The organism is Acinetobacter sp. IRS14 (genome assembly GCF_034650275.1).
Lineage (GTDB): Bacteria > Pseudomonadota > Gammaproteobacteria > Pseudomonadales > Moraxellaceae > Acinetobacter > Acinetobacter oleivorans.
The window spans coordinates 92,559-116,323 of sequence record NZ_JAOVFN010000008.1 but is presented as its reverse complement, the minus strand read 5'-3'; the positions used below and the strand labels follow the sequence as shown (position 1 = coordinate 116,323).

General features: G+C 37.7%; 27 protein-coding genes and 1 riboswitch. Of the genes, 16 read left to right on the top strand and 11 right to left on the bottom strand.

The window, feature by feature from the left end; translation table 11 throughout:
• Positions 1–34 precede the first annotated feature (34 nt).
• Positions 35–517, top strand: coding sequence for a winged helix-turn-helix transcriptional regulator (locus ODQ17_RS10075; RefSeq protein WP_004791810.1), 483 nt, complete (start codon positions 35–37; stop codon positions 515–517).
• Between the two features lie 4 nt (positions 518–521).
• Here ODQ17_RS10075 and ODQ17_RS10070 read toward each other — a convergent pair whose 3' ends face one another.
• Positions 522–1,913, bottom strand: coding sequence for an aminotransferase-like domain-containing protein (locus tag ODQ17_RS10070; protein WP_322903359.1), 1,392 nt, complete (start codon positions 1,911–1,913; stop codon positions 522–524).
• Positions 1,914–2,036: 123 nt separating this feature from the next.
• Here ODQ17_RS10070 and ODQ17_RS10065 point away from each other — a divergent pair, with 123 nt between their 5' ends.
• The gene (locus ODQ17_RS10065; RefSeq protein WP_322903306.1) at positions 2,037–2,900 is read left to right on the top strand and encodes a DMT family transporter; all 864 of its coding nucleotides are present in this window, start codon (positions 2,037–2,039) and stop codon (positions 2,898–2,900) included.
• 2 nt (positions 2,901–2,902) lie between these two features.
• Here the strand turns inward: ODQ17_RS10065 and ODQ17_RS10060 are convergent, their stop codons facing one another.
• From ODQ17_RS10060 to tusD, 4 genes are read right to left on the bottom strand one after another with little or no spacing between them, the layout of a single operon-like run.
• Positions 2,903–3,214, bottom strand: a complete 312-nt coding sequence (locus ODQ17_RS10060) for a TusE/DsrC/DsvC family sulfur relay protein (RefSeq protein ID WP_005306315.1) — start codon at positions 3,212–3,214, stop codon at positions 2,903–2,905.
• Between the two features lie 18 nt (positions 3,215–3,232).
• Positions 3,233–3,517 carry a DsrH like protein gene (locus ODQ17_RS10055; RefSeq protein ID WP_322903303.1) on the bottom strand — a complete coding sequence of 95 codons (285 nt, stop codon included), beginning with the start codon at positions 3,515–3,517 and terminating at the stop codon, positions 3,233–3,235.
• A 17-nt stretch (positions 3,518–3,534) separates the two neighbouring features.
• Positions 3,535–3,885 carry a hypothetical protein gene (locus ODQ17_RS10050; protein WP_322903301.1) on the bottom strand — a complete coding sequence of 117 codons (351 nt, stop codon included), beginning with the start codon at positions 3,883–3,885 and terminating at the stop codon, positions 3,535–3,537.
• Positions 3,886–3,929: 44 nt separating this feature from the next.
• On the bottom strand, positions 3,930–4,298 hold the full coding sequence (gene tusD, locus ODQ17_RS10045) for a sulfurtransferase complex subunit TusD (RefSeq protein WP_004791822.1): 369 nt from the start codon (positions 4,296–4,298) through the stop codon (positions 3,930–3,932).
• 65 nt (positions 4,299–4,363) lie between these two features.
• Here tusD and galE point away from each other — a divergent pair, with 65 nt between their 5' ends.
• The 7 genes from galE to ODQ17_RS10010 all read left to right on the top strand — a co-directional run bounded on the left by galE (position 4,364) and on the right by ODQ17_RS10010 (position 11,358).
• Positions 4,364–5,371: a UDP-glucose 4-epimerase GalE gene (galE, locus tag ODQ17_RS10040; RefSeq protein ID WP_151821505.1), complete on the top strand. Its 1,008-nt coding sequence runs from the start codon at positions 4,364–4,366 to the stop codon at positions 5,369–5,371.
• A gap of 117 nt (positions 5,372–5,488) precedes the next feature.
• Positions 5,489–6,883, top strand: coding sequence for a class II fumarate hydratase (gene fumC, locus ODQ17_RS10035; RefSeq protein ID WP_322903297.1), 1,395 nt, complete (start codon positions 5,489–5,491; stop codon positions 6,881–6,883).
• Positions 6,884–7,086: 203 nt separating this feature from the next.
• On the top strand, positions 7,087–7,404 hold the full coding sequence (locus ODQ17_RS10030) for a hypothetical protein (RefSeq protein ID WP_322903296.1): 318 nt from the start codon (positions 7,087–7,089) through the stop codon (positions 7,402–7,404).
• A gap of 416 nt (positions 7,405–7,820) precedes the next feature.
• A complete protein-coding gene (locus tag ODQ17_RS10025) occupies positions 7,821–8,051 on the top strand; it encodes a hypothetical protein (RefSeq protein ID WP_199943991.1) in 231 nt (76 codons plus the stop codon).
• A 292-nt stretch (positions 8,052–8,343) separates the two neighbouring features.
• Positions 8,344–8,895 carry a cysteine hydrolase family protein gene (locus ODQ17_RS10020; RefSeq protein ID WP_322903294.1) on the top strand — a complete coding sequence of 184 codons (552 nt, stop codon included), beginning with the start codon at positions 8,344–8,346 and terminating at the stop codon, positions 8,893–8,895.
• Positions 8,896–9,207: 312 nt separating this feature from the next.
• On the top strand, positions 9,208–9,699 hold the full coding sequence (locus ODQ17_RS10015; RefSeq protein ID WP_009390283.1) for a hypothetical protein: 492 nt from the start codon (positions 9,208–9,210) through the stop codon (positions 9,697–9,699).
• Between the two features lie 151 nt (positions 9,700–9,850).
• A riboswitch (glycine riboswitch) is annotated at positions 9,851–9,938 on the top strand.
• 175 nt (positions 9,939–10,113) lie between these two features.
• Positions 10,114–11,358: a D-amino acid dehydrogenase gene (locus ODQ17_RS10010; RefSeq protein ID WP_049836894.1), complete on the top strand. Its 1,245-nt coding sequence runs from the start codon at positions 10,114–10,116 to the stop codon at positions 11,356–11,358.
• A 43-nt stretch (positions 11,359–11,401) separates the two neighbouring features.
• Here the strand turns inward: ODQ17_RS10010 and ODQ17_RS10005 are convergent, their stop codons facing one another.
• On the bottom strand, positions 11,402–12,046 hold the full coding sequence (locus ODQ17_RS10005; RefSeq protein ID WP_199944479.1) for an A1S_1983 family putative colistin resistance protein: 645 nt from the start codon (positions 12,044–12,046) through the stop codon (positions 11,402–11,404).
• A gap of 99 nt (positions 12,047–12,145) precedes the next feature.
• On the opposite strand from ODQ17_RS10005, the gene ispF reads away from it, so the two are divergent.
• Positions 12,146–12,637 (top strand): 2-C-methyl-D-erythritol 2,4-cyclodiphosphate synthase, encoded by a 492-nt coding sequence (gene ispF / locus ODQ17_RS10000; RefSeq protein WP_004791837.1) that lies wholly within the window; start codon positions 12,146–12,148, stop codon positions 12,635–12,637.
• On the opposite strand, the gene ODQ17_RS09995 is transcribed toward ispF, so the two are convergent.
• The 5 genes from ODQ17_RS09995 to glnL form a co-directional block, all read right to left on the bottom strand.
• Positions 12,625–13,149 (bottom strand): protein tyrosine phosphatase family protein, encoded by a 525-nt coding sequence (locus ODQ17_RS09995; protein ID WP_174743713.1) that lies wholly within the window; start codon positions 13,147–13,149, stop codon positions 12,625–12,627. The two genes, ispF and ODQ17_RS09995, sit on opposite strands and share 13 nt — an antisense overlap.
• 193 nt (positions 13,150–13,342) lie before the next feature.
• On the bottom strand, positions 13,343–14,260 hold the full coding sequence (argF, locus tag ODQ17_RS09990) for an ornithine carbamoyltransferase (protein WP_005306284.1): 918 nt from the start codon (positions 14,258–14,260) through the stop codon (positions 13,343–13,345).
• Positions 14,261–14,372: 112 nt separating this feature from the next.
• Complete coding sequence (locus tag ODQ17_RS09985) at positions 14,373–15,026, bottom strand: TetR/AcrR family transcriptional regulator (protein WP_192453979.1); 654 nt, start codon at positions 15,024–15,026, stop codon at positions 14,373–14,375.
• 265 nt (positions 15,027–15,291) lie between these two features.
• Entirely contained in the window at positions 15,292–16,785 is a 1,494-nt protein-coding gene (glnG, locus tag ODQ17_RS09980) for a nitrogen regulation protein NR(I) (RefSeq protein ID WP_004791845.1), read from the bottom strand.
• Positions 16,772–17,881 carry a nitrogen regulation protein NR(II) gene (gene glnL, locus ODQ17_RS09975; protein ID WP_004791847.1) on the bottom strand — a complete coding sequence of 370 codons (1,110 nt, stop codon included), beginning with the start codon at positions 17,879–17,881 and terminating at the stop codon, positions 16,772–16,774. The genes glnG and glnL overlap by 14 nt, the downstream gene beginning before the upstream one ends.
• Positions 17,882–18,223: 342 nt before the next feature.
• On the opposite strand from glnL, the gene rimO reads away from it, so the two are divergent.
• The 6 genes from rimO (at position 18,224) to ispC (ending at position 23,765) form a co-directional block, all read left to right on the top strand.
• Positions 18,224–19,567 carry a 30S ribosomal protein S12 methylthiotransferase RimO gene (gene rimO, locus ODQ17_RS09965; RefSeq protein WP_004791849.1) on the top strand — a complete coding sequence of 448 codons (1,344 nt, stop codon included), beginning with the start codon at positions 18,224–18,226 and terminating at the stop codon, positions 19,565–19,567.
• Between the two features lie 50 nt (positions 19,568–19,617).
• A complete protein-coding gene (pyrH, locus tag ODQ17_RS09960; RefSeq protein ID WP_004791851.1) occupies positions 19,618–20,346 on the top strand; it encodes a UMP kinase in 729 nt (242 codons plus the stop codon).
• An 85-nt stretch (positions 20,347–20,431) separates the two neighbouring features.
• On the top strand, positions 20,432–20,986 hold the full coding sequence (frr, locus tag ODQ17_RS09955; protein WP_004791853.1) for a ribosome recycling factor: 555 nt from the start codon (positions 20,432–20,434) through the stop codon (positions 20,984–20,986).
• 5 nt (positions 20,987–20,991) lie between these two features.
• Positions 20,992–21,744, top strand: a complete 753-nt coding sequence (uppS, locus tag ODQ17_RS09950) for a polyprenyl diphosphate synthase (protein ID WP_004791854.1) — start codon at positions 20,992–20,994, stop codon at positions 21,742–21,744.
• Positions 21,744–22,568 carry a phosphatidate cytidylyltransferase gene (locus ODQ17_RS09945; RefSeq protein WP_004791856.1) on the top strand — a complete coding sequence of 275 codons (825 nt, stop codon included), beginning with the start codon at positions 21,744–21,746 and terminating at the stop codon, positions 22,566–22,568. The genes uppS and ODQ17_RS09945 overlap by 1 nt, the downstream gene beginning before the upstream one ends.
• Positions 22,569–23,765: a 1-deoxy-D-xylulose-5-phosphate reductoisomerase gene (gene ispC / locus ODQ17_RS09940; protein WP_199943988.1), complete on the top strand. Its 1,197-nt coding sequence runs from the start codon at positions 22,569–22,571 to the stop codon at positions 23,763–23,765.

Below are 23,765 nucleotides of genomic sequence, written 5' to 3'. Positions count from 1 at the left end.
CGTTAGGCTAGGAAATATCGAGGAACGCATAAAGATGAAATGGGATGACATCGGTGATCAACCTTGTTCGGTTGCTCGTATGCTATCAGTGATTGGCGATCGATGGACGATGCTAATATTACGTAATGCTTTTATGGGAATACGCCGTTTTGACGATTTTCAAAAATCATTAGGTGTAACTCGTCATGTCCTTTCAGATCGTTTAAAGCGTTTGGTTGAATATGAAATTTTGGCCAAAGCTCCTTATTTTGATCGTCAAGAACGCTTTGAATATCGCCTCACTGATAAAGGTTTTGAACTTTATCCAATTATTTTATCGATGGCGAATTGGGCAGATAAATGGATGGATCAAGGTTTAGGCAAACCTTTAGAGTATCGTCATAAAACTTGTGGTCATAAGTTCGAACCAGTTATGGTATGTTCGGTTTGCCATGAACCTTTACATGCCAAACAAGTGCAAGTTTCAGCTGGGCCAGGCTATTTTGCATATATTGAACAAAAACAGAAACAAGCTTAATAAATTATGAAGACTCTTGTTGAATGGCATCAGCTAGAGTCTTATAAATGTGGTCATGATTTGACTGTGTTACATTAAAACGTATGAATTGACCAGCATTGGGAGCTTGGCTAAATGCATTTCCTGGTGCAAGAATAACTTGATGGTTAATACAATATTTTGCAATTTTTGAAGCTTCAACACCCTCTGGCAAATGACACCAAACAAAAATTCCCGCTTGAGGTTTAATCCATGGTTTTATGCCCAAAGGTTCTAGTTTGGTAATGGTATCGTGCATCGCTTTTGCTAAACGAACTTTTAATAATTCTATATGTTTACGGTAAGATCCATCAGTTAAAGCACTTAATAAAACTTCAGCAGACACGCCATTGTGAGAAAAGCTTGTGGCAATTTTTAGGTCAGTGAGCTGATCAATCCATTCTGGTTTTGCAATGATATAACCACAGCGAATAGATGCTGATAACGTTTTAGAAAAACTTCCAATAAAAATTACACGTGACAGATTATCCAAAGCCGCAAGCCGAGGAGCAGCGTTATATTCAAAATCTGAAAAAATATCATCTTCAACGACAATCAAATTGGATTGTTCAATCAGTTTTAATAGTTGATGTGCTGTAGAAAGAGACAGCGTCGCACCAGTTGGGTTGTGAATTCCTGAGTTGGTGATATAAAGACGTGGATTGTAAGTCTCAATTGCTTCTTTAAATGCTTCTAAGTCAGGACCTGTTGGTGTGTAGGGAATACCAATAACTTTGACTTGATGGACTTTAAGTAATGCATGAAAGTTGAAATAACAAGGATCATCAATCAAAACAACATCATCGGGCTTTAATAAAAATCGGCAAACCAAATCAATCGCTTGAGTTCCCGAATCAGTTAAAAGTACCTGATTAAGATTCGCCTCTATACCTTTTGCTTGAGCACGTCTTGCCAGTAAATCACGTAGAGCTGGTAATCCCAATGGTGTTGAATAACCCATTAAACAATCATCTGGGCTTTTCGCGGCCGTCCTTAAAGCTTTACGAATACTGTCTAATGGCATCCAGTCATCAGGTAGCCAACCGCAACCGGGCTTAAAAACATCTGCTTTCGCTTCCAAAGATTGACGTGAAATCCATAATGGATCAACTGAACGATCTAATTTAGGGCCTAATTCACTTAAAGCTAAAGGTGCGAGCGGACCAACAATATAAAAACCAGATCCAGTTCTTGATTCGATTTTGCCTAAAGCAATTAATCTTTCATACGCTTCTACAACTGTTGATACTGAAAAGCCTAGATCATTTGCTAATTTACGAACAGAAGGCAAGCGTGCTCCCGGCATTAATGACCGATTTTTTATTTGTTGCTCAATTTCTGAAATGACAATTTCAATTTTTGTTTTGCTCTGGTTCACGCGCTCAAAATCCCAACTGTACTGGTTGTTAGTGCATAACAGTTCTTTTAAATTGTACTGCTCTGTATCTGGTTTAATCACCTTAGCACAGCTTAAATTCTTCGTATAGTGACGGAGAAAATTATGAATAGGTTTATGAATGGCTGGGTGAATGGTTTTATTGGCGTAGCTATTTTTGCGGGGTCATTACCAGCAACACGTGTAGCTGTAATGGGGTTTGAACCGGGCTTTCTAACCGCGGCACGAGCTGCGATAGCTGGTATTTTAGGGCTTATTCTTATATTAGTTTTAAAACAAAAGAAACCAGCCAAACAAGATTGGTGGCCTCTTGCCATTGTTGCTGTGGGGGTGGTGATTGGTTTTCCGTTGTTTACAGCACTTGCTTTGCAATACATGAATGCAGCGCATTCAATTGTCTTTGTTAGTCTTTTGCCGCTTGCAACTGCAATATTTGCTGTACTAAGGGGTGGAGAAAAACCGAATCATTTTTTCTGGATATTTGCAGTATTGGGGAGTGCGGTTGTTTTTACCTATATGTTCTTCCTTTCTGGTGATACATCACTTGGAATAGGGGACTTTTATATGTTAATGGCAATTATTTTCTGTGGCTTTGGCTATGCAGAAGGCGGTGTACTTTCAAGAAAAATAGGTGGGTGGCAGGTCATTTGTTGGGCGCTCATTTTGTCTTTGCCTTTTATGTTGTTGCTTACTATTTTCTATATGCCAGCTTCATTCCAAAGTGTGTCTCCATCTGCTTTAGTTGGTCTTATTTATGTGTCTTTGTTTAGTATGCTCATTGGCTTTTTCTTTTGGTACAAAGGACTGGCACAAGGCGGTATTGCTGCCATAAGCCAACTACAACTTTTACAGCCTTTAATGGGGCTAGCTATTGCAGCGGCTTTATTGCACGAACATGTGAGCTGGTCAATGTTAGTGGTCACAGCAGCAACTATTTTATGTGTCGCTGCTGCTAAAAAGTTTACTTAACTTTATAAACAATTTGCTGGTTTAGGAACACCTGCCAAACGACTTAAATGACGGGCAACTAAACCAGTATTAAATTGTTGCTGTAAAACAGCATTATTAATCTCTGGACTTACCGTTTTCATTAGAAACTTAATGAGAGGGCGAGTCGCAGGAGAGTGCCCAAACTGTTGATAAAACTGACGCACAGCAGCTAAAACTTCGAAATGCCACTCGGTCAATTCAATATCAAGTGACTTGGCAAGCTCTTGTGCAACTTCAGGATTCCAGATTGTATAATCAACCAAATGACCATCTTGGTCTAATTCTAAATTCATGAAACCAGCCTAAATATATTATTTAAAAGAAATACAGCGATTAAATGTTAAAACAAGATCTGCAAATTGATCATATTCCAATACATTTATCTGAGCTAAAGTATCCGCATCGATTAAATCTTTTTCGATGCTTAAGCATGAAACACTTCCAAACTGTTGAATCATTTCAGCTGAAAGTCGTGCAACAGAATCACCCATAAAAATAATCTGGTCACCTTTCTGATAAAGGTTACCTAATTCATCAATAACACTCGGTGTATTGTAATAAGTAGATTGCACGAGATAAAGTGTTGATGGATTCATTAAAATTACACCTTCATCTACCAATATAAGACATGGTCAAAAGACTGAATGAACTCATTATTCAACTCAATGAATTCGAGCTCTTGTTCAGTTTGCTGAACAAAAGGATTTTGCTGATTTTTGCTTTCGATCAGAATTGGGCTTAAGTCATAAAATTCAAAGCTTTCGACCATATTTGATGCGACTTTGAAAGCATGATGAAGTTGGCTAAAGCTTAAGTCATTTTGTAAAAGGCTAAGCGCAGCATCTTTCAATAATACTTTGACTGGTGAGCCAAAGGTTGCTAAAACCATAGTAGCGGAAAGGCTTTCATTGATTTGCAGATTGGTTAAGTTGGCTTGGCTTAAAATGACGAGTACAGATTTCACACAATATACCTTTTAAAAGCAACAATCTAAGCAAACAAAGTAACTTAAAATTGAATAAGACGAGATGCTGACTGTACCGCATCAGCAAGTTCACCTAACCCGACCAGTTGAAAGTCTTTGGCAAGGTTGTGATGAGTAAGGTGATGGCGACTGGCATTTTCTGCATCGGTAATACCACGAGCGAGGGCAGCACTCACACATACAGGAAGTCGAATCGCAAGCTTTTGCCATTCATGCGTTAAATTACGCTGGTCGTCAGGAACCCATTGAAAATCATTAGCAACCTGCACGCCATCTTGGTAAAAGAATACACGAAAGTCTTCATTTTTACTTTTGAGTGCCTGAGCAAGTCCTAAAGCATGCCAAGCATGAATGGAAGTAGGAGCAGAGGTAATTAGTAGTAATGTACTCATTGAGAATTCACTATGGTCATACGTCTAAATGGGCGTAGATGCATTAAGAGAAAGGTAAGTATACAATGATTTTAGTGACAGGTGGTTTAGGCTTTATCGGTTCACACATTGCGTTGAGTCTTATGGCTCAGGGTCAAGAAGTGGTAATTGTCGATAATTTGGCTAATTCAACCTTGCAAACGCTGGAACGCCTAGAATTTATTTCTGGCATGTACGTTCCATTTGTTAAACTTGATGTACGTAATACACCAGCATTGAATAAGGTCTTCGAGCAATATTCAATTGATGCGGTTATTCATACTGCTGGGTTTAAATCAATTGAAGAATCTAATCTTAAACCTCTTGAATATTATAATGATAATGTCAGTTGCATCATGAGTTTACTACGTGCCATGCAACGCACAGGTGTTCGTCACTTTATTCATTTGTCTAGCCTTGCAGCATATGGAAAATCTGGTCTGCAATTAAGCGAAACAGACGAATTCAATTATGCTTATCCTAATCCCTATATTAAGTCTCAACAGATGATTGAAGAAATTATCCGTGATACTTATAAAATTGATCATGAGTGGAAAATTGCGATCTTACGCTTATCTAATATCGTAGGTGCATTTGAACATGGGGTGCTCGGAGAGTATGTCGCACAGCTTCCTAAAAATATTGTACCGCTTGCCATGCAAGTCGCAGCAATGCAACGTGATTTGATTGAATTACAAGATCAAGCTGAAACATCGGACCATACAACTGAACGCAGTTTTCTACACGTTTTAGATGTGTGTGAAGCTGTAACTGCCAGCTTACATTGGCTACGTGATCAAACACATTGTTGTGAGGCATTTAATATTGCCCATGACCAAGTTCACTCTGTGCGTCAATTACTAGATGAAATTTCACAGGTAACGCAATCTGAAATTCCGACTCAACCTGCGATTTACAAACATGTTGAATTAAGTCAGGTTGCAGCAGACATAACGAAAGCAAAAACATTATTGAATTGGACACCTAAACGTCCGTTAAAACAAATGATTGAAGATGAATGGCGTTTTTATCAAAATACATTAAATGGAAGATAAGATAATGATTCTTATTTACAATAATGGGAATGCTTGAGTACGATACTAAAAATTAACTAGCCAGAGCAAATAATTGCTTCAGCCCGTAAGTTCTTTAACCAGACAACTGAGGTTTCTATGCAAACACGAATTGAACATGACACTATGGGTGAGATTGAAGTTCCAAATGAAGTATTGTGGGGGGCGCAGACTCAACGCAGCTTACAGAACTTTAAAATCGGGCAAGAACGATTACCCCGTGCCATGATTCGAGCAATGGGGCTGGTGAAAAAGGCTGCTGCAATAACTAATGCTGAACTTGAACAGTTACCACAAGATTTGAGCCAATATATTGTGGGCGCGGCTGAAGAAGTCATTGATGGTAAATGGGATTCACAGTTTCCTTTAGTGGTCTGGCAGACAGGTTCTGGTACGCAAAGTAACATGAACTGTAATGAAGTGATTGCCAATATTGCTAACCAAAAATTAGGTCAAGCATTGGGTGCGCAAAAACCTGTACATCCAAATGATCATGTCAACCGTGCTCAATCAACGAACGATTCATTTCCAACCGCTATTCACGTAGCAGCAAGTTTGCAAATTAATGAATTGCTTATTCCTGCGGTAGAACAGCTTAAAGCGACTTTGCAAAAAAAATCAGATGAGTTTCAGTCTATTGTTAAAATTGGTCGTACCCATTTACAAGATGCAACTCCATTAACACTAGGTCAAGAATTTAGTGGCTATGTGTCTCAGCTTGAGCATGGATTAGTTCGTTTGCAACAGGCATTGACAGGTTTATATGAATTACCATTAGGTGGTACTGCGGTAGGAACAGGGCTAAATGCACATCCTGACTATGCAGTGAAAGCAGCTGCTCAACTTGCATTGCTTACAGGCTTACCGTTTGTGACTGCTCCAAACAAATTTGAAGCACTTGCAGGACGTGATGCTGCTGTTTTTGCTTCTGGTGCATTAAAAACGCTTGCAGTTAGTTTAAATAAAATTGCGAATGATATTCGTTGGTTGGCCAGTGGCCCACGTTGTGGTTTCGGTGAAATCCGTATTCCAGAAAATGAACCTGGTTCAAGCATCATGCCGGGTAAAGTAAACCCGACACAAAGTGAAGCAATGACCATGGTTGTTGCGCAAGTGCTTGGAAATGATACGACCATTAATGTGGCTGGTGCGTCAGGTAACTTTGAATTAAACGTATTTATGCCTGTGATTGCTTATAATTTATTGCAATCTATTCAATTGCTTGGTGATGCATGTAATAGTTTTAATGATCACTGTGCGGTAGGAATTGAGCCTAATCAGGATAAAATTGATCACTTCTTACATAACTCTCTCATGTTGGTCACTGCTTTAAACCCGGTGATTGGCTACGAAAATTCTGCAAAGGTTGCCAAGACTGCCTATAAGGAAAATAAAACTTTGAAGCAGGTTGCCGTTGAGCTTGGTTTAGTTACAGCAGAGCAATTTGATGAAGTGGTTAAACCTGAAAAAATGGTTTCACCAAATAGTAAATAATCTCTCCTAATGGGCTTTTTTATTCTTAAATACTTCTGTAATATCCGCGAGTTGCTAAGTACAACAAAAGTCCTGAATGATCAGCGCAAAAAATCATAAGGGGAAGGCCTACTTGAAAAAGTAGGCTTTTTTTATACTTTGAAATATAAATGTCATATCTAGACTTTATTTTTGCTACGTTATTTTATTTTAAGTTCAAATAAATGAAAAAGACTAAATCAATAACTGTTTTAGCAGTAATAGCTTGTACCTTGTCGGGTTGTCTACAAATGTTTCCACCTACTGTAGCTGAGGTGAATCCTGGGGTTTATCAACTTCATGCTCAAAGTAATGCATTTGGTTCGAGAGAAGCCTTGAGGGCAAAGTTAATCAGTAAAGCAGAAGAAATATGTAAAGATAAGGGTTTTGATGAGTTGGATAGTAATAACAAAATCGTAAATCATCATACTGTTTATAATTCAGGAATGCTTATTCCCGTGAATACCAAAGCAGCTGTTTTAAAAGTTAAGTGTAAAGATTAATTTAAATAGTAGTGAACTCCATTCGAGAGTTAATTTTGTTAGACATATAGCAGTACAAGAAACCCGACTAACTATCGACTAATGGCGGGGTTTTTTATTATTAAGTATTTCTGTAATATCAGTATATAAGTTTAGCGCTGACTGATTGGTGTTAGAAATCAAAAGAAGGGGTAGATCTTTTCAAATTAGCATAAATTTATATTTTTTTGGTTTTAAATATTTGAATTATTTTATTTTTAATTCGATTTATATTGATGGAGTTTAGGTGTTATCAAATTGGAAAGTGACTGTATACATCTTTCCAATTCTAGTTTTAAGCAACTTTTTCGTTAGGCTTATTTTTGGGTGAAAAGAGAAAGCAGCCTTTTTTATTAATTAAGAAAAAACATAATTTTTTAGATGGAATTTAAATGGTGATGTATACAATTAGATATGTTCATCGGAACAATACTTACTATATCGCTTCGAATATCGAAGGAAATTTTATTATTCTTGAATCAATGGGTTCGGAATTTCGTATGGGTCATCAAATTTCTTATGATGGTGAGAAGGTATTTAACCTTACTTTGAATGATGAAACTGATGCAGTCATTAAATTAGAGAGTAATGAAAAAACAGCATACGAATACTTACTTTCAATTAAATAAATTAGTTTTTTATGATGAATTATTTCTTTAAGAACTAGGTACGCTTAAAAGATATTTCATACAATAAAAAGTTTTGTTTTTATTGAAAAAGCTATGGTATGGTTATTTAAGCTTTAATTTTGGGCAGTTAAAACAAATGAACTGTTTATTGAATAAAATCACTACTACCACGACCTATAAAGAAGGCTGTGTGTGATTTTTATTAAAGTGAATTAATAAGATAACTAAACCCAGCCAATAATGGCTGGGTTAATTTTTCTCTGTTCATTATTGGTTTTTACAGAGAGAAATTATGGAAAAACTCAATAGCAATTCAAAATCGGCTTTACTGGTCATTGATATGCAAAATGGCCTATTTAACGGCCAGTCTAAGCCACATAATGCTCAACTCGTACTTTCAAATATTCTTAGTCTTATTGAATATTACCGCTTGAATGAGAGACCAATTATCTTTATTCGGCATGTTAGTGAGAAAGGCACCCCATTAGATCCGAGTGGACTGAACACTCAGCTAATCACTGAGTTAGCTCTTAATCCACATAAAGATAGAGTCATTGAAAAAATGTACCCAAGTGGCTTTAAAAATACTATTTTAAAAGAATTGTTAGAGAAGCTTGATGTTGATGAAATCATCATTACTGGGATGAAAACTGAGTATTGCATTGATACTACTGTTAGGGCTGCCTCTGAGTACGGATATAAATTGATATTAATTTCAGATGCACATACAACAACTGATTCAGTAACTTTAAATGCTCAGCAAGCAATTGATCATCATAACCAAATTTTAAGTAATGCTTTTGCTAAGTTAAAAACGACAGAAGAGTTCATTTCTCAAATTTAATTTAGAAATGAACCGACAACTTTATTCAAAAAGTCTTATTAGCTGTATCACTAAAACATAAGAAAATCTTTTGATGACTAGTGGTTGCTCTGTTTTTAGCGGTAGCAAGAATTGAACTTGTATCAACAAAGAGCTCTTTTCGGAGGGCTTTTTATCAAGAGGGTATAAGTTTCACTAATTAATGGCGAATTAGCGTTGAATAAGCTGTCATAATTGTTAAAATGCCCACCTTGTCCTGTTTTTATTTTGCCTTTATTTTACGAGATTGAAGATAAAGTAATTGAAAACAGAAGCTTAGCTAAGGATTTTTGAATGCTCTCTATTTATTTGACAGATACTCAACAACATGTGCAATTTAATGATTATCCCGGTGATCAGCCTGTTAAGTTTCTGTTAAATCTTAAAAAGATTTTCCCAAGTACAGGTGACCTGTTATTGCCAGTTTTACCTGATGATAATGATTTAGAAAATGTAACATGGGAATCAACTTCAGAAGATTTTGATGTCTTTAAAAAGCTATTAGCTGGATGGGGTGTTATTGAACTCCGTTTAAATGCAATTACGGCTTATAAAGATAAAAACTTTGCGAATGAGTTAGTGAAACAAGCTCAAGCGAAACGTAAGAAAACAGCACAAAAAAATCATCAGCTCTCTTTGGTTGCACTTGATTATATTTTTATGCACGAAGTTCACGCATTGATTGATGCGGAATTGGTCACTATTGGTGAGAAATTTTATTTACCAACCTTGCGTGAGCAATGGAAGGGTATAGTTTCAGACCCAGTGCTCAATGGAAAATTCTAATTAAACACAAAAGGTGAATTAATAAAAAATTCACCTTTTTTATTTTTATAATTAAATTAATGATTTATAACTTGATAATTGCTGGTACAAAAGTTTACAAGAAAAGAATGCGTTTTTTCTAAAGTGGCAGATACATTGCTTATATAAATACAAAATTATTGCGGGAGAGAGGTTCGAAAGAACCCGCCGAAGGAGCAACAAGCCCGGAAACTCTCAGGCAGAAGGACTGTAATAATTAAAAAATCTGGAGAGAAGCTTAGATTTATAAGAATTGAAAATAATAACTTATAAATTATAAACTCACCGAAGGGGAAGATCTAAACGTTAAAAGGTAACGTTGGGGTCGAAACTCTCAGGTACCAATGACAGATGGGCTGTACTGATGAAATGTTTTGCATTTCTGAGGAGTCTGTTATGCCACATGTTATTGTGATAGGTGCGGGAATCACAGGGGTTACCTCTGCTTATGAATTATCGCAACTGGGTTATAAAGTCACAGTGATTGATCGACATCTATATCCTGCAATGGAAACATCATTTGCCAATGGAGGGCAATTATCGGCTTGTAATGCCGAAGTATGGAACCAAAAAGCCACTGTAGTTAAAGGCTTTAAGTGGATGAGGCAAAAAGACGCACCGCTACTGCTGAATCCTTCATTTAGTTTGCATAAATATAGCTGGCTAGTTGAGTTTTTATCCCATATTAAAAACTATGAAGCAAACACGATTGAGACGGTCCGTTTGGCATTACTTGCTCGTAAGCGTTTGTTTGAGGTTGCTGAAAAAGAGCAGCTCGAGTTTGATTTGGAGAAACGTGGAATTCTCCATATGTATCATAGTAAGGCTGACTACGAGATTGCTAAACAAGTAAACAATGTATTGAACAAAGGTACATTAGAGCGCTATTCAGTTTCACCTGATGAGATGAAAACCATAGAACCATCATTAACAGGTGAATATTTTGGTGGTTATTACACACCAAGTGATGCAACGGGGGATATTCATAAATATTCAACTTCTTTGGCTGAAAAGACTAAACAATACGGTGTTGAGTATAAATTCGGTTTGGAAGTTACAGATATTAAGTGTCATCCAGACAAAGTAATCGTAAGTTGTCAGCCAAGCGCAGAGCATCCTTATCTTGTTGAATCCGATAGTATCCAAATCGAAGGTGATGTGCTTGTAGTTTGCGGTGGTGTAGGAAGTTATCAACTCGCCGATATGATTGGAGAGCGAGTAAATGTCTACCCAGTAAAAGGTTATTCAATTACCGTGCAATTAAAAGATGAGCAAAGTGTAAAGAATGCGCCGTGGGTTAGTTTACTAGATGAGAGCGCCAAAATTGTCACTTCTCGTTTAGGTAAAGATCGGTTGCGCGTGGCGGGAACTGCTGAATTTAATGGTTACAACCGCGATATACGGGCTGATCGTATTCAACCTTTAGTAAATTGGGTAAACCGTAACTTTGATATTTCAACTGAGCATGTCGTACCTTGGGCTGGGTTAAGACCGATGATGCCTAATATGCTGCCTGTGGTGAAGCAATCTAGACAGCCTCGTATTTTTTACAATACAGGACATGGGCACTTAGGGTGGACTTTGTCTGCGGCAACAGCGGTTTTAGTTGGTCAGGATATTGCTCAAAAATATCCGATTTAGAAAGTAAAAAGCCAGTGTTCAACACTGGCTTTTATTTAACGCACTAATCATATAATCGGTAGATTCCGCTAAAACGTTCACAGCCTTTTTGCTGGGTTTTTACATTTAGTAAAGCTTTTTGGAAATTAAACTGATATTTACAGTTATGCTCATTGTCTAAGATTTCATTTTTTTGTTCAGGTGAACTATAGGCCATCAAAGAAATCGTTTGAGTTTCTTTACGGTTATTTGGATTTCGGTATGCTATTCCTTCAATCTTGATTTTATCCTTTGCGAGCTGATGGACCTGAATGTGAACAGGCTGTGCTGCTAGATGTCCATTCTCAAACTTAAGATAATGTTGGGTAAGCGTTTGCTTAAGTGATGCATAAAAATTTAGGTCGTCAGTTCGTAAATCAAACTGTTGTTGAAAGCATGAATTACTCTTGCATTGCTGAGTATGTTTAGACCATAACTTTTGTGTATCCTGCAAAAGCTGTAAGGGGGCATCAGTAACTAAATATGCAGAAAGATATTTATTATTGAGTTGCTTTCTCGATTCACTAAATGTTTTTGAACAGATTTTAAGCTCAGCTCCACGATTGGAACAGTCTATTGGTTCTGCAAAAACATGAGATGAACATAAACAACTCAGTGTCACGGCAAAACTTAATCTTTTCAATTGATTCATATCAGTATTAGACAGCATGATCGCTTATACTTTCAGTCTACTTTGCTAGGTGTACTATAGCGAAACAGAAAGGCTGAATACAAGATTTCTTAAGTTTTTATGGAAGGTAATAGTTATATGGTTGCTCAAATTCGCATTGGACAAGGAATGGATGTGCATGCCTTTGAAGAAGGGAACTTCGTTACATTAGCTGGCATTCAAATTCCACATACGCATGGCTTGAAAGCGCACTCTGATGGTGATGTTGTACTCCATGCTTTGTGTGATGCTTTGTTAGGTACTTTGGCACTTGGAGATATAGGGCAACATTTTCCTGACACTGACCCAGAATTTAAGGGTGCGGACAGTCGAGTACTATTAAAGCATGTTTACCAGTTAATCTTAGATCGCGGTTATCAGTTAAATAATGCGGATATTACGGTGGCTTGTGAGCGTCCAAAATTAGCTAAACATAATTTGGAAATGCGTCAAAGTATTGCTGATGTTTTAAATGTAGATGTTAATCAAATCAGTATTAAAGCAACGACAACCGAAAAACTTGGGTTTACCGGTCGTCAAGAAGGGATTTTAGCTACAGCAACTGTTTTAGTCTCTCATCACACCAAGTGATCTGCTTGTTGCAAAGACTGCTGAAGCTCAAGAGTTGCCTTACGGCCTTGTAGCTGTAAGGTAATACTATGAATAAGCCCTGTCCAAGTTTCATTGGGTTCCCAAATTTCATGAAGTAAATCTTGAGAAGTAGGCATATCCATATTCATATAAAACTGTCTATAGACATACATCAGGCAACTAGAGCGATCATTTTTAGAACAGTGAATCCAGATAATTTCATTCTGGACTAAATGATCAATAAGATCGAGTACCAATAAACATTGCTCGGCCGATGGAGTTTCCCAGTCAATTGGAATATGGATGTAATTTAAACCGAGGTCTAAACAAATACGATCTTCATTTTCAATATGATTTGGTGCGTTACTTAAAGCGAGATTAATGACTGTACTACAACCATATTCTTTAATTAGTTTCAGTTGTTCAGCAGAAGGCTGTGCTGAACTAAATAAATGTTCATGAATAATTGAAAATGCGGGAATTTGAGATAATGATTGTTCAAGGGTGGTCATGATCGCACTCTACGAGAGTAGGCTTGGCTTATTGTGTAGAATGTTATACACGATTCTAGGGAATAGTTGAAATACAGCCTGCTTATATATTCGACAACGTTATCAAAACTTTAAAAATAATTAACTGGAAAAGTACAAGTTTTATAAAATAAAAAAACAGCATCATAAAGATGCTGTTTTTTTGTCTAAATAATTATGATTTTAGATTTTCATTCAATAAAAATTCTACTAAAGCTTTTTGAGCATGAAGACGATTTTCTGCTTCATCCCAAACCACTGCATTTTTATGATCAAGCATAGTTTCAGAAATTTCTTCGCCACGATGAGCAGGTAAGCAGTGCATGAATAAACATTCAGGATGAGCAAGTCCCATTAATTTTTCATTGACTTGAAAAGCTGCAAAAGCTCTTTCACGAAGCTTCTGTTCTTCTTCTTGTCCCATGCTTGCCCATACATCTGTCACAATGAGATCAGCATTTACGGCAGCATCTTCTGCATTGTCAAAAACTTCAACACAATGACCAAACTCTGCTAAAAATTCAGGTTTAGGCTCATATCCTTTTGGCGATGCAATTTTAAGTTTAAAGCCCATCATGTGTGCAGCTTCAATATATGAGTTACACATATTATTGCCATCACCAATCCAAGCAACGGTTTTACCTTTAATGCTACCGCGGTGTTCATTATAAGTCTGTAAATCTGCAAGTAACTGACAAGGATGATGGTCATCTGTCAAACCGTTAATCACAGGAACTTTTGAATATGATGCAAAACGTTCAACAATGTCATGACCAAAAGTACGAATCATCACAATATCAAGCATACTAGAAATTACACGTGCTGAGTCTTCAATTGGTTCGCCGCGGCCTAATTGTGTGTCTCGAGGTGATAGGAAAATCGCGCTACCACCAAATTGGTTAATGCCTGCTTCAAAAGAGATACGTGTACGCGTGCTTGATTTCTCAAAAATCATTCCCAATACTTTACCAACAAAAGGTTGATATACCTTATTGTCATGCTGCATTTTTTTAAGTTCGCTTGCGCGTTCTAAAATGCGATTAAGTTCTAGAGTGGATAGATCACGTAAAGTCAGGAAATGTCTTAGAGCCATGTAGCTACTCCATAATAATCGTTATGAAATACAACAATTATCTGTTGTTGGCTGGGTGGAGGAGGGAAAAAAGAAGTCTACTATACTATAAGCATTTTAAAATGCAAAAGAATTAGACTTTATGATGGCCCTTTAAGAAAATATCTACGCAATATTCAATATAATCAGTGGCTTCCTGCTCATCTGGTAGGGCTGGCATACCCATAATCATGCGCCATTCAATATCGCGCAAAATCCCAAAATACATGAGTGAAGAATAATAAGGAGAAGGGCATGTAATTTCGCCTGATTTGTCTGCAAATTCTAATGCTTGGGTAAGTGTATTCTGTAAATTATGTACCCATTTGTCATATAGATATTGTATAAGGACCGTATTACACTCGGTCTGTTCAATAATTAGTCGTAAAAATGCAACATGCTCGGGTTGAATGATGTGAACATAAACACGATTGAGCGTTTGAATTAAGTATTCTCTTAAAGTAGTTTTCTCTGGTTGAAATGGAATGCAAACGTCCTTAAAAAACATTTCACGTTTATAGTCGCAAATTGCGGTAAACAAGCCTTCTTTATTACCAAAATATTTATAAATAGAAGTTTTTGAACCTCCAGCATGGTTAACAATGTCATCAAGAGAAACCGCATCATATCCTTTATCCAAAAACAGCTCGGTTGCACTTAGCAATAGAGCTAGGCGACGTTCTATACCTCTGCGTGTTTGTGGTTTTTCACATACTGAATGATGTGGGTCAAGGACGGAATCATGCATAAAATTTCATAACAACAGTTAACTTTGCTTATTTAGTATAGCAAAACTATCTTTAAGGATGGTCATCGCTATTTTTTTAGATCATCTGCTGAACAGTGAGTAGAAATTTTAAAAAATAAAAGAATAGAAAATATAAGCTTAGAGTGAGTTTTGAAATGATTTAATGATGTAACCTGATGTTCAATTTTAAATTTAATAAGAAATCTAATCAAAAATAAAGCGGCTAAGACACTCTTAGCCGCTTCTGATTTAGGCACTACACTTTTTAGGCCTCGGTTTGGCTAACCTTATGTTCATCTTCTTCATCATCGTCAGCAGAATCCATTCCAAGTTCTTTTAACTTGCGAGTTAAGGTGTTGCGTCCCCAACCTAGTAATTCTGCCGCATGGCGTTTGCGTCCACGTGTTTGTTGTAAAGCAGCGTTAATTAAGGTGCGTTCAAACATTGGTGTGGCAATATCCAAAATCTTCATTTCACCATTCTTAAGCTTTTGAATTGCCCATTGATTTAGTAACTCATCCCAATGGTGTAGAGAAATGCGTTCAAATGAAGGGGCAGGTTGCCCAGAATCACTATTCTTTTGCAATGGAACTTGTTTAAGTTCAGAAGGTAAATCTTCTGGATAAACTTCACGTCCAGTGATCATCACAGTTAACCAGCGACACGTGTTTTCAAGTTGTCGAACATTACCGGGCCACGGTAACTGTTGCATATAGTCTGTTGTTTCCGTACGTAAGATTTTTGGACTCACGCCAAGTTCTTTACCGGCACGTGCAAGAAAATGCTGAGCCAGCATTGGTATATCTTCGCTACGATGGGCAAGTTTAGGAATGTGAATACGAATTACATTTAAACGGTGATATAAGTCTTCGCGGAATCGGCCTTCATTCACCAGTTTTTCTAAATCCTGATGCGTTGCTGCCACAATTCGAACATCAACTTTAACTGGAATATGTCCACCTACACGATAAAATTCACCGTCGGCGAGCACACGAAGTAGTCGGGTCTGTGTTTCAAATGGCATGTCTCCAATTTCATCAAGGAATAGAGTTCCACCATTTGCTTGCTCAAAGCGACCTTGATGTTGAGTGTTTGCACCTGTAAATGCACCTTTCTCATGACCAAATAACTCGGTTTCAATCAAGTCTTTTGGAATTGCCGCCATATTTAAAGCAATAAAAGGCTTCGCACGGCGTGGTGAGTGCTTGTGTAAAGCATGCGCAACTAATTCTTTACCTGTACCAGATTCACCATTAATTAAAACAGTAATATGAGATTGAGATAAACGACCAATAGCGCGGAAAACCTCTTGCATGGCAGGAGATTCACCAATAATTTCTGTTGATTGAAGTGGTGAAGCTGTTTTTGTAGCTTCTTGTTGTTGTAGTTTATTGATATGCAGAATTGCACGATTGACTAAAGCTAAAGCTTCATCAATATCAAAAGGTTTTGGTAAATACTCAAATGCACCTGTTTGATAACTTGATACAGCAGACTCTAAGTCAGAGTGTGCTGTCATAATAATGACAGGTAAATCCGGATGGGTGTTTTTGACTTTAGATAAAAAAGTTAAACCATCAATTCCAGGCATTCGAATGTCAGTTAAGATGACATCGGGAGCATCATGATGCAAACGTTCAAGCGCAGTTTGAGCTTCTTCAAAATTGGTAACGTCAAAGCCTTCTTCTTTAAAGGTCTTTTCCAATACCCATCGCATGGCGCGATCATCATCAATAACCCATATTTTATTTCGCGACACGGTCTGACTCCCAAGGTAAATATAAGCTAAAAATAGTTTTTCCAGGAACAGATTGGCATTCAATCATTCCGTTATGTTGATGCATAATATTCTGTGCAATACTCAGGCCAAGCCCAGTACCTTTTGCTCGTCCAGTAACCAATGGGTAAAATACGGACTCTAAAATACTCTCAGGTATACCTGGCCCATTGTCTTCAATATCAACCCGCACGGTAGATCGATTCAGCACACCATTAATTGTGACAAGTCGTTGTATGCGAGTACGTAGAATTAGCTCTGGTTCATGATCGATAAAGAATGCTTTATTCTCTGTTATGGCTTGAATTGCATTTACACTAATGTTGAGCATGACTTGGATTAACTGATCACGATCGGCATTCACATCAGGTAAAGACAAATCATAGTCACGTATAATTTTAATTTTTTTCTTTGTTTGATTCGCAATAAGAGAGCGTACTCGTTCTAAAGGTTCGTGTACGTTAACATTTTCATAGCTTGGTAATTGTCTGGAACCTAACATGGTGTCAGCCAAGTTAGTTAAACGATCCACTTCATTAATGATGACATCGGTGAATTCAGCATAAGTCTTATCATTTAAACTGCGAGCGAGTAACTGGGTTGCTCCCCGAATACCTGCAAGTGGATTTTTAATTTCATGCGCAACGCCACGCACAAGCTGTCTAGCGACCTGATGTTGTTGAACAAGATTTTCTTCTTTTGAAATCTTTAACATACGGTCAATTGGGTTGAGCTCAATCAACAATAATGGATGATAGCTTTTACCGGCATTTAATTGAGAAACTGTGTAGTCCACATGTAGGTCTTTAAAGTTAACATTAATGACAGCTTCTCGACGTGTATAAGGTTGTCCGGTTTTTATGGTGTTTAATAAAGCTTCATGGGTATTAAAAGTATCATCTGGCGCATGAAGTAAATTTAAAACAGGCTGTCCTGAAGCACGGAGCAAACTAATGTCAAATAGTGCTTCACAGGCTGAATTTAAGTAAAAAATATTTAAGTTACTATCGATTAATAAAATCGCAGTAGTTAAATTGTCTACCAATAGGCGATAGTCGATAGGGTTGTGTTGATCCATTAGCGAATCGTTCCTGTCTTAAAATAGCGCAATGGCATCTTCATTGGTTATCGGATTTTCACCGTTATAGAACATGAACGATGCAAAATATACGCCAACTTTGTTTATGGGTTATTTTAAAGTTTTAAGGTACTTAAAAACGCGCTGAAATCGTTCTTTATATCTTTTGATCAAAACAGATAGCTCAAGTTTAGATAATAACATGATCTAAATTGGTGCAAAGGTGAGTTTTGGTGCAAATGTTGGTTGTATTTTGGTGCATTACACAAAGAGTAGGCTTTCCACCTATGCTTGAGACAAGAAAAGACATACAATACGCGCATTCAAGTGGAGCGCAGATTCATGAAGACCCCCAAAGTCGGTTTTGTTTCTTTAGGTTGTCCTAAGGCATTGGTAGATTCTGAACGAATTTTAACTCAGTTAAAGACTGAAGGTTATCAAGTTGCATCAGATTATGATGGTGCTGATTTAGTAGTTGTTAATACCTGTGGTTTTATTGAATCTGCGGTACAAGAGTCGCTAGATGCAATTGGCGAGGCCATGAGTGAAAATGGTCGAGTAATCGTTACAGGATGCTTAGGTAAAGACGAAGATAAAATTCGTCAAATGCATCCGAACGTTTTAAAGGTTACTGGTGCGGCAGCTTATCAAGATGTAATGGAAGCTGTACATGAATATGTACCAGCACCACCTAAACATAATCCGTTTATTGATTTGGTTCCTGAACAGGGAATTCGCTTAACACCAAAGCATTATGCCTATTTAAAAATATCTGAAGGATGCAACCATCGTTGTACCTTCTGTATTATCCCAAGTATGCGTGGTGACTTGGTTTCTCGTCCAGTTGGTAGTGTATTAGAAGAAGCTGCGGCACTTAAAAGAGCGGGTGTTAAAGAAATCTTGGTTATTTCTCAAGATACATCGGCTTATGGCGTAGACACCAAGTACAAACTTGACTTCTGGAATGGTCAGCCTGTTAAGACAAAATTCTTCGACATGTGTGAAGCACTAGGCCAATTGGGCATCTGGGTGCGTCTACACTATGTATATCCATATCCACATGTTGATGCAGTTATCGATTTAATGGCTCAAGGTAAAATCCTGCCATATCTTGATATTCCTTTCCAACATGCAAGCCCACGTGTTCTTAAACTAATGAAGCGTCCGGCACATAGTGAAAATACACTAGAAAAAATTAAGTTGTGGCGTGAGAAATGCCCTGATCTTGTGATCCGTTCTACTTTTGTGGTTGGTTTTCCAGGCGAAACTGAAGAAGACTTCCAGATTTTGTTAGATTGGTTAGTTGAAGCTCAACTTGATCGCGTAGGCTGCTTTACCTATTCACCAGTAGAAGGCGCTACGGCAAATGATTTACCCGATCATGTGCCAGAAGAAATTAAGCAAGAGCGTTACGAGCGCTTTATGCAAGTGCAGCAGCAAATATCTGCTGCCAAATTACAAAAACGTATTGGTCAAACGATGACTGTATTAGTCGATGGTTTAGAAGACGAATATCCTGTTGCCGTTGCACGTTCTTATGCAGATGCTCCGGAAATTGACGGTAATGTGTTTGTAGAAGATATCGATAAGAGCACTATTCAACCGGGCGATATATTGGAAGTCGAAATTACCGATGCAGATGAATACGATTTATTTGCAAAGTTAATTAAAATTAAATCGGTTTAATCGAAATATATTTAAAGAGCATTCAGTTTAAGAGGTTTTGGAGCAAAGTCATGGCGGAAACAATTAGCCCACGTTATTCACGTATTCTATTAAAATTATCTGGTGAGGCATTGTCAGGTAATAAAGATATGGGTATTGATGCCCAAGTTTTAGATCATATGTCACTTTCAATTGCGCATTTGGTTGGTTTGGGTGTGCAAGTGGGTATCGTTGTGGGTGGCGGTAATTTGTACCGTGGTAGTCAGTTGCAAAAAGATGGCTTGGTTGGTCGTGTAACAGGCGATCAAATGGGTATGCTTGCAACTGTGATGAATGGCTTAGCTATGCGTGATGCTCTAGTTCGCCGTAATATCAGAACTCGTCTTATGTCTGCATTACCAATTGGTACAGTGGTAGAGTCTTATTCAAGTCGTGATGCGATTCGTCATTTGAGTCAAGGTGAAGTTTGTGTTTTCGTTGCGGGTACAGGAAATCCATTTTTCACGACGGATACAGCAGCATGTTTACGCGGTATTGAAATTGAAGCGAATTTGATTTTAAAAGCGACTAAAGTTGATGGCGTTTATAATAAAGATCCAAGTAAATATGATGATGCTGTTAAATACGATCATTTAACTTTTGACCAAGTATTAGATGAAAAGCTTGGTGTTATGGATTTGACTGCTATTTGCTTATGTCGTGACCATAATGTGCCATTGCAAGTTTTTGATATGAATAAATCAGGTGCATTATTGTCAGTAGTAATGGGTGAAAAAGAAGGGACGCGCGTTACTAAGTAATGTACGTGTTACCGAAAGCTCTTTATACTAGCGCTAAATTAAATTTGTTAAATATATCTTTGAATAAATAAGTAAGGTAGATCATATGATTAACGATCTGAAAAAAGACAGCGAACAGCGTATGTTAAAAACTCTAGAGTCTTTAGAACTCGGGTTTGCTAAAGTTCGTACCGGCCGTGCACACCCATCAATCTTAAATGGTGTAATGGTTCCTTACTACGGTTCTGATGTGCCATTAAATCAAGTAGCAAACGTGGGTATTGAAGACTCTCGTACACTTATTGTTCAGCCATTTGAGCGTACAATGGTTTCAGCTATTGATAAGGCAATCCGTGAAAGTGATCTTGGTTTAAACCCGATTACAGCAGATGCAATTCGTGTACCTTTACCAGCATTAACTGAAGAAACACGTCGTGATATGCAAAAAGTTGCGCGTAACGAAGCTGAAAATGCAAAAGTTGCGATTCGCAATATTCGTCGTGACGTTTTAGGTGATATCAAAGCATTGTTGAAGGAAAAAGAGATTTCTGAAGATGATGAGCGCCGTGCAGGTGATGATATTCAGAAAATTACTGACAAATATGTTGCAGAAGTAGACAAGCGTCTTGCAGCGAAAGAAGCAGAATTGATGAAGGTCTAATTTTTATGACCGATTCTGAAGAGTATCATCTTCCCAAGCATGTTGCCATCATTATGGATGGCAACAACCGCTTTGCAAAAAAAAATCAAATGCAAAAAGGTGATGGGCATCGGGAAGGTAAAAATGTTCTTGATCCTATCGTTGAACATTGTAAAAAAACTGGTATTCGTGCTTTAACTGTTTTTGCATTTTCAAGTGAAAATTGGAATCGACCGCAGTATGAAGTCGATCTGCTTATGAAGCTTCTGGAAGAAAGTATTCATGAGCAAATACCTCGCATGAAGAAATTTAATATTGCTTTGCGTTTTATTGGTGATCGTTCTCGATTATCCTCACACTTAGTTGCCTTAATGGAAGATGCAGAGCAACAAACAGCACACCATGACACTATGACCTTAACCATTGCAATAAGCTATGGTGGGATGTGGGACATTGCTAATGCAGCAAAACAGGTTGCAGAGGCCGTTTCCCGTGGTGAATTTAGTGCTGATCAAATAAATGTTGATTTGTTCGAAAAATATGTCAGTCTAAACGATCTGCCAGCTGTGGACTTGCTAATCCGCACAGGCGGAGATTATCGCATATCTAATTTCTTGTTGTGGCAAGCAGCTTATGCGGAACTGTATTTTACCGAAGCGTTATGGCCAGAATTTACAGTAAAAGAGTTCGATCATGCATTGAATGTTTTTTCAGGGCGTGAACGTCGTTTTGGCAAAACATCTGAACAAATTCAGCAAGAGAAAATAGAGAATTTATAATGTTAGAGCGGATTGTTACCGCATTGGTACTTGTTGCAGTTGTTTTAGGCTGTATGTTTGCTACGCAATCACATTATCCAATGTTGGTTCTTATGATTGTTGCGGCAGGGGTAGCGGGGTATGAGTGGTATAAGTTAATGCCTCGCGAAACTGCAAATGCTGTAAAACCTAAAGCTTGGTGTTACGGTCTGCTTGTTGCATTTGTTTCAGGTGTCGCCCTATTTTTCCATGATATTGCATTACTTTTGTGGTCTGCTTCAATTTTGACTTGGATTGTCAGTGTATATTGGGTTAAGTCATTTCCTGAATTTGATGGTTGGTATAATGCAACCTTGTATGTGATTGGCATAATTTTAGTCTGCGCTGCGGTAACATCAATTTTTGTAGTGTGGCAAAGTTCACCATGGTGGTTAATGTATCTGTTCTTGCTCGTTTGGGGCGCGGATAGTGGTGCTTACTTTGTTGGTCGTAAATTTGGAAAAAGAAAACTAGCTCCGACTGTAAGCCCTAATAAATCAGTGGAAGGTTTGTATGGTGGTATTATTACGACCGTAGTAATAATGGTGGTTGTGCAATATCATTATCTAAATTTAACTTTAATTCAGCAAATTCTGTTTCTTATATTGTCATTAATTACGGTATTTGGTTCAGTTTTAGGTGACTTATTTGAATCAATGATTAAACGTCGTGCCGGTATTAAAGATTCTGGTCGTGTTTTACCAGGTCATGGTGGTGTGTTAGATCGTATTGATTCTTTACTTGCAGCAGCCCCGATTTTTGCAACGGGAATGTATATATTAAAACTTATTGGTGTAGATTTATAGATGACACAATCTGTTTGCATATTAGGTGTAACCGGTTCCATTGGTCAAAGTACCTTAAAAATTTTAAATCAACATCCTGATAAGTATTCAGTGTTTGCGGTTTCAGCTCATAGTCGAATTTCTGAGTTGGTTGAAATTTGCAAACATTTCCAACCAAAAGTTGTGGTCGTTCCTGAGCAGAAAGTTGCCGAATTAACAGCTCTATTTGCATATAATAAATTACAAAATATTGAAATTTTGGTTGGTGAGGAAGGCCTGATAAGCATTGCTTCACATCCAGATGTTGATATTGTTATGGCTGCAATTGTTGGTGCTGCAGGTTTGTTGCCAACTCTAGCTGCGGTGAAAGCTGGTAAACGCGTATTGCTTGCTAATAAAGAAGCTTTGGTTATGTCTGGTGAAATCATGATGCAAGCAGCACGTGATCATCAGGCATTATTATTACCGGTAGATTCAGAACACAACGCTATTTTTCAGTCATTGCCTCATAACTATTTAGAAGCTGAAAGAAATGGACAACCGCAACAGGGTGTATCAAGAATCTTATTGACAGCTTCAGGTGGACCATTTTTAAACCATTCGTTAGAACAATTAGAAAAAGTTACTCCTGCACAGGCTTGTAAGCATCCCAACTGGTCTATGGGACAGAAAATCTCAGTTGACTCAGCTACTTTGATGAACAAAGGGTTGGAGTTGATCGAGGCATGTCATTTGTTTTCAATATCTGAACATTTTGTTACAGTTGTTGTTCATCCACAAAGTATTATTCATTCTATGGTGCAATATGTGGATGGTTCAACGTTGGCGCAAATGGGTAACCCAGATATGTGTACGCCAATTGCACATGCTTTAGCATGGCCTGAGCGGTTACAGACGAGTGTTCCCGCTTTGGATTTGTTTGAATATTCTCAGCTTAATTTCCAAGCGCCAGATATTCAGAAATTCCCAGCACTTGATTTGGCTCGTCAGGCAATGCGTGCGGGAGGTTTGGCACCTACTATTTTAAATGCTGCAAATGAAGTTGCTGTTGCTGCATTTTTAAAGGAACAGATTGGATTTACAAATATCCCACAAGTGGTAGAGCATACTTTGCAAAAATTGGAAAATTCAGTTGCTGAAAATATTGAGTGTATTTTAGCTAAAGATGAAATAGCACGACATGTAGCACAGCAATATATATCAAGTATAGGAGGCTGA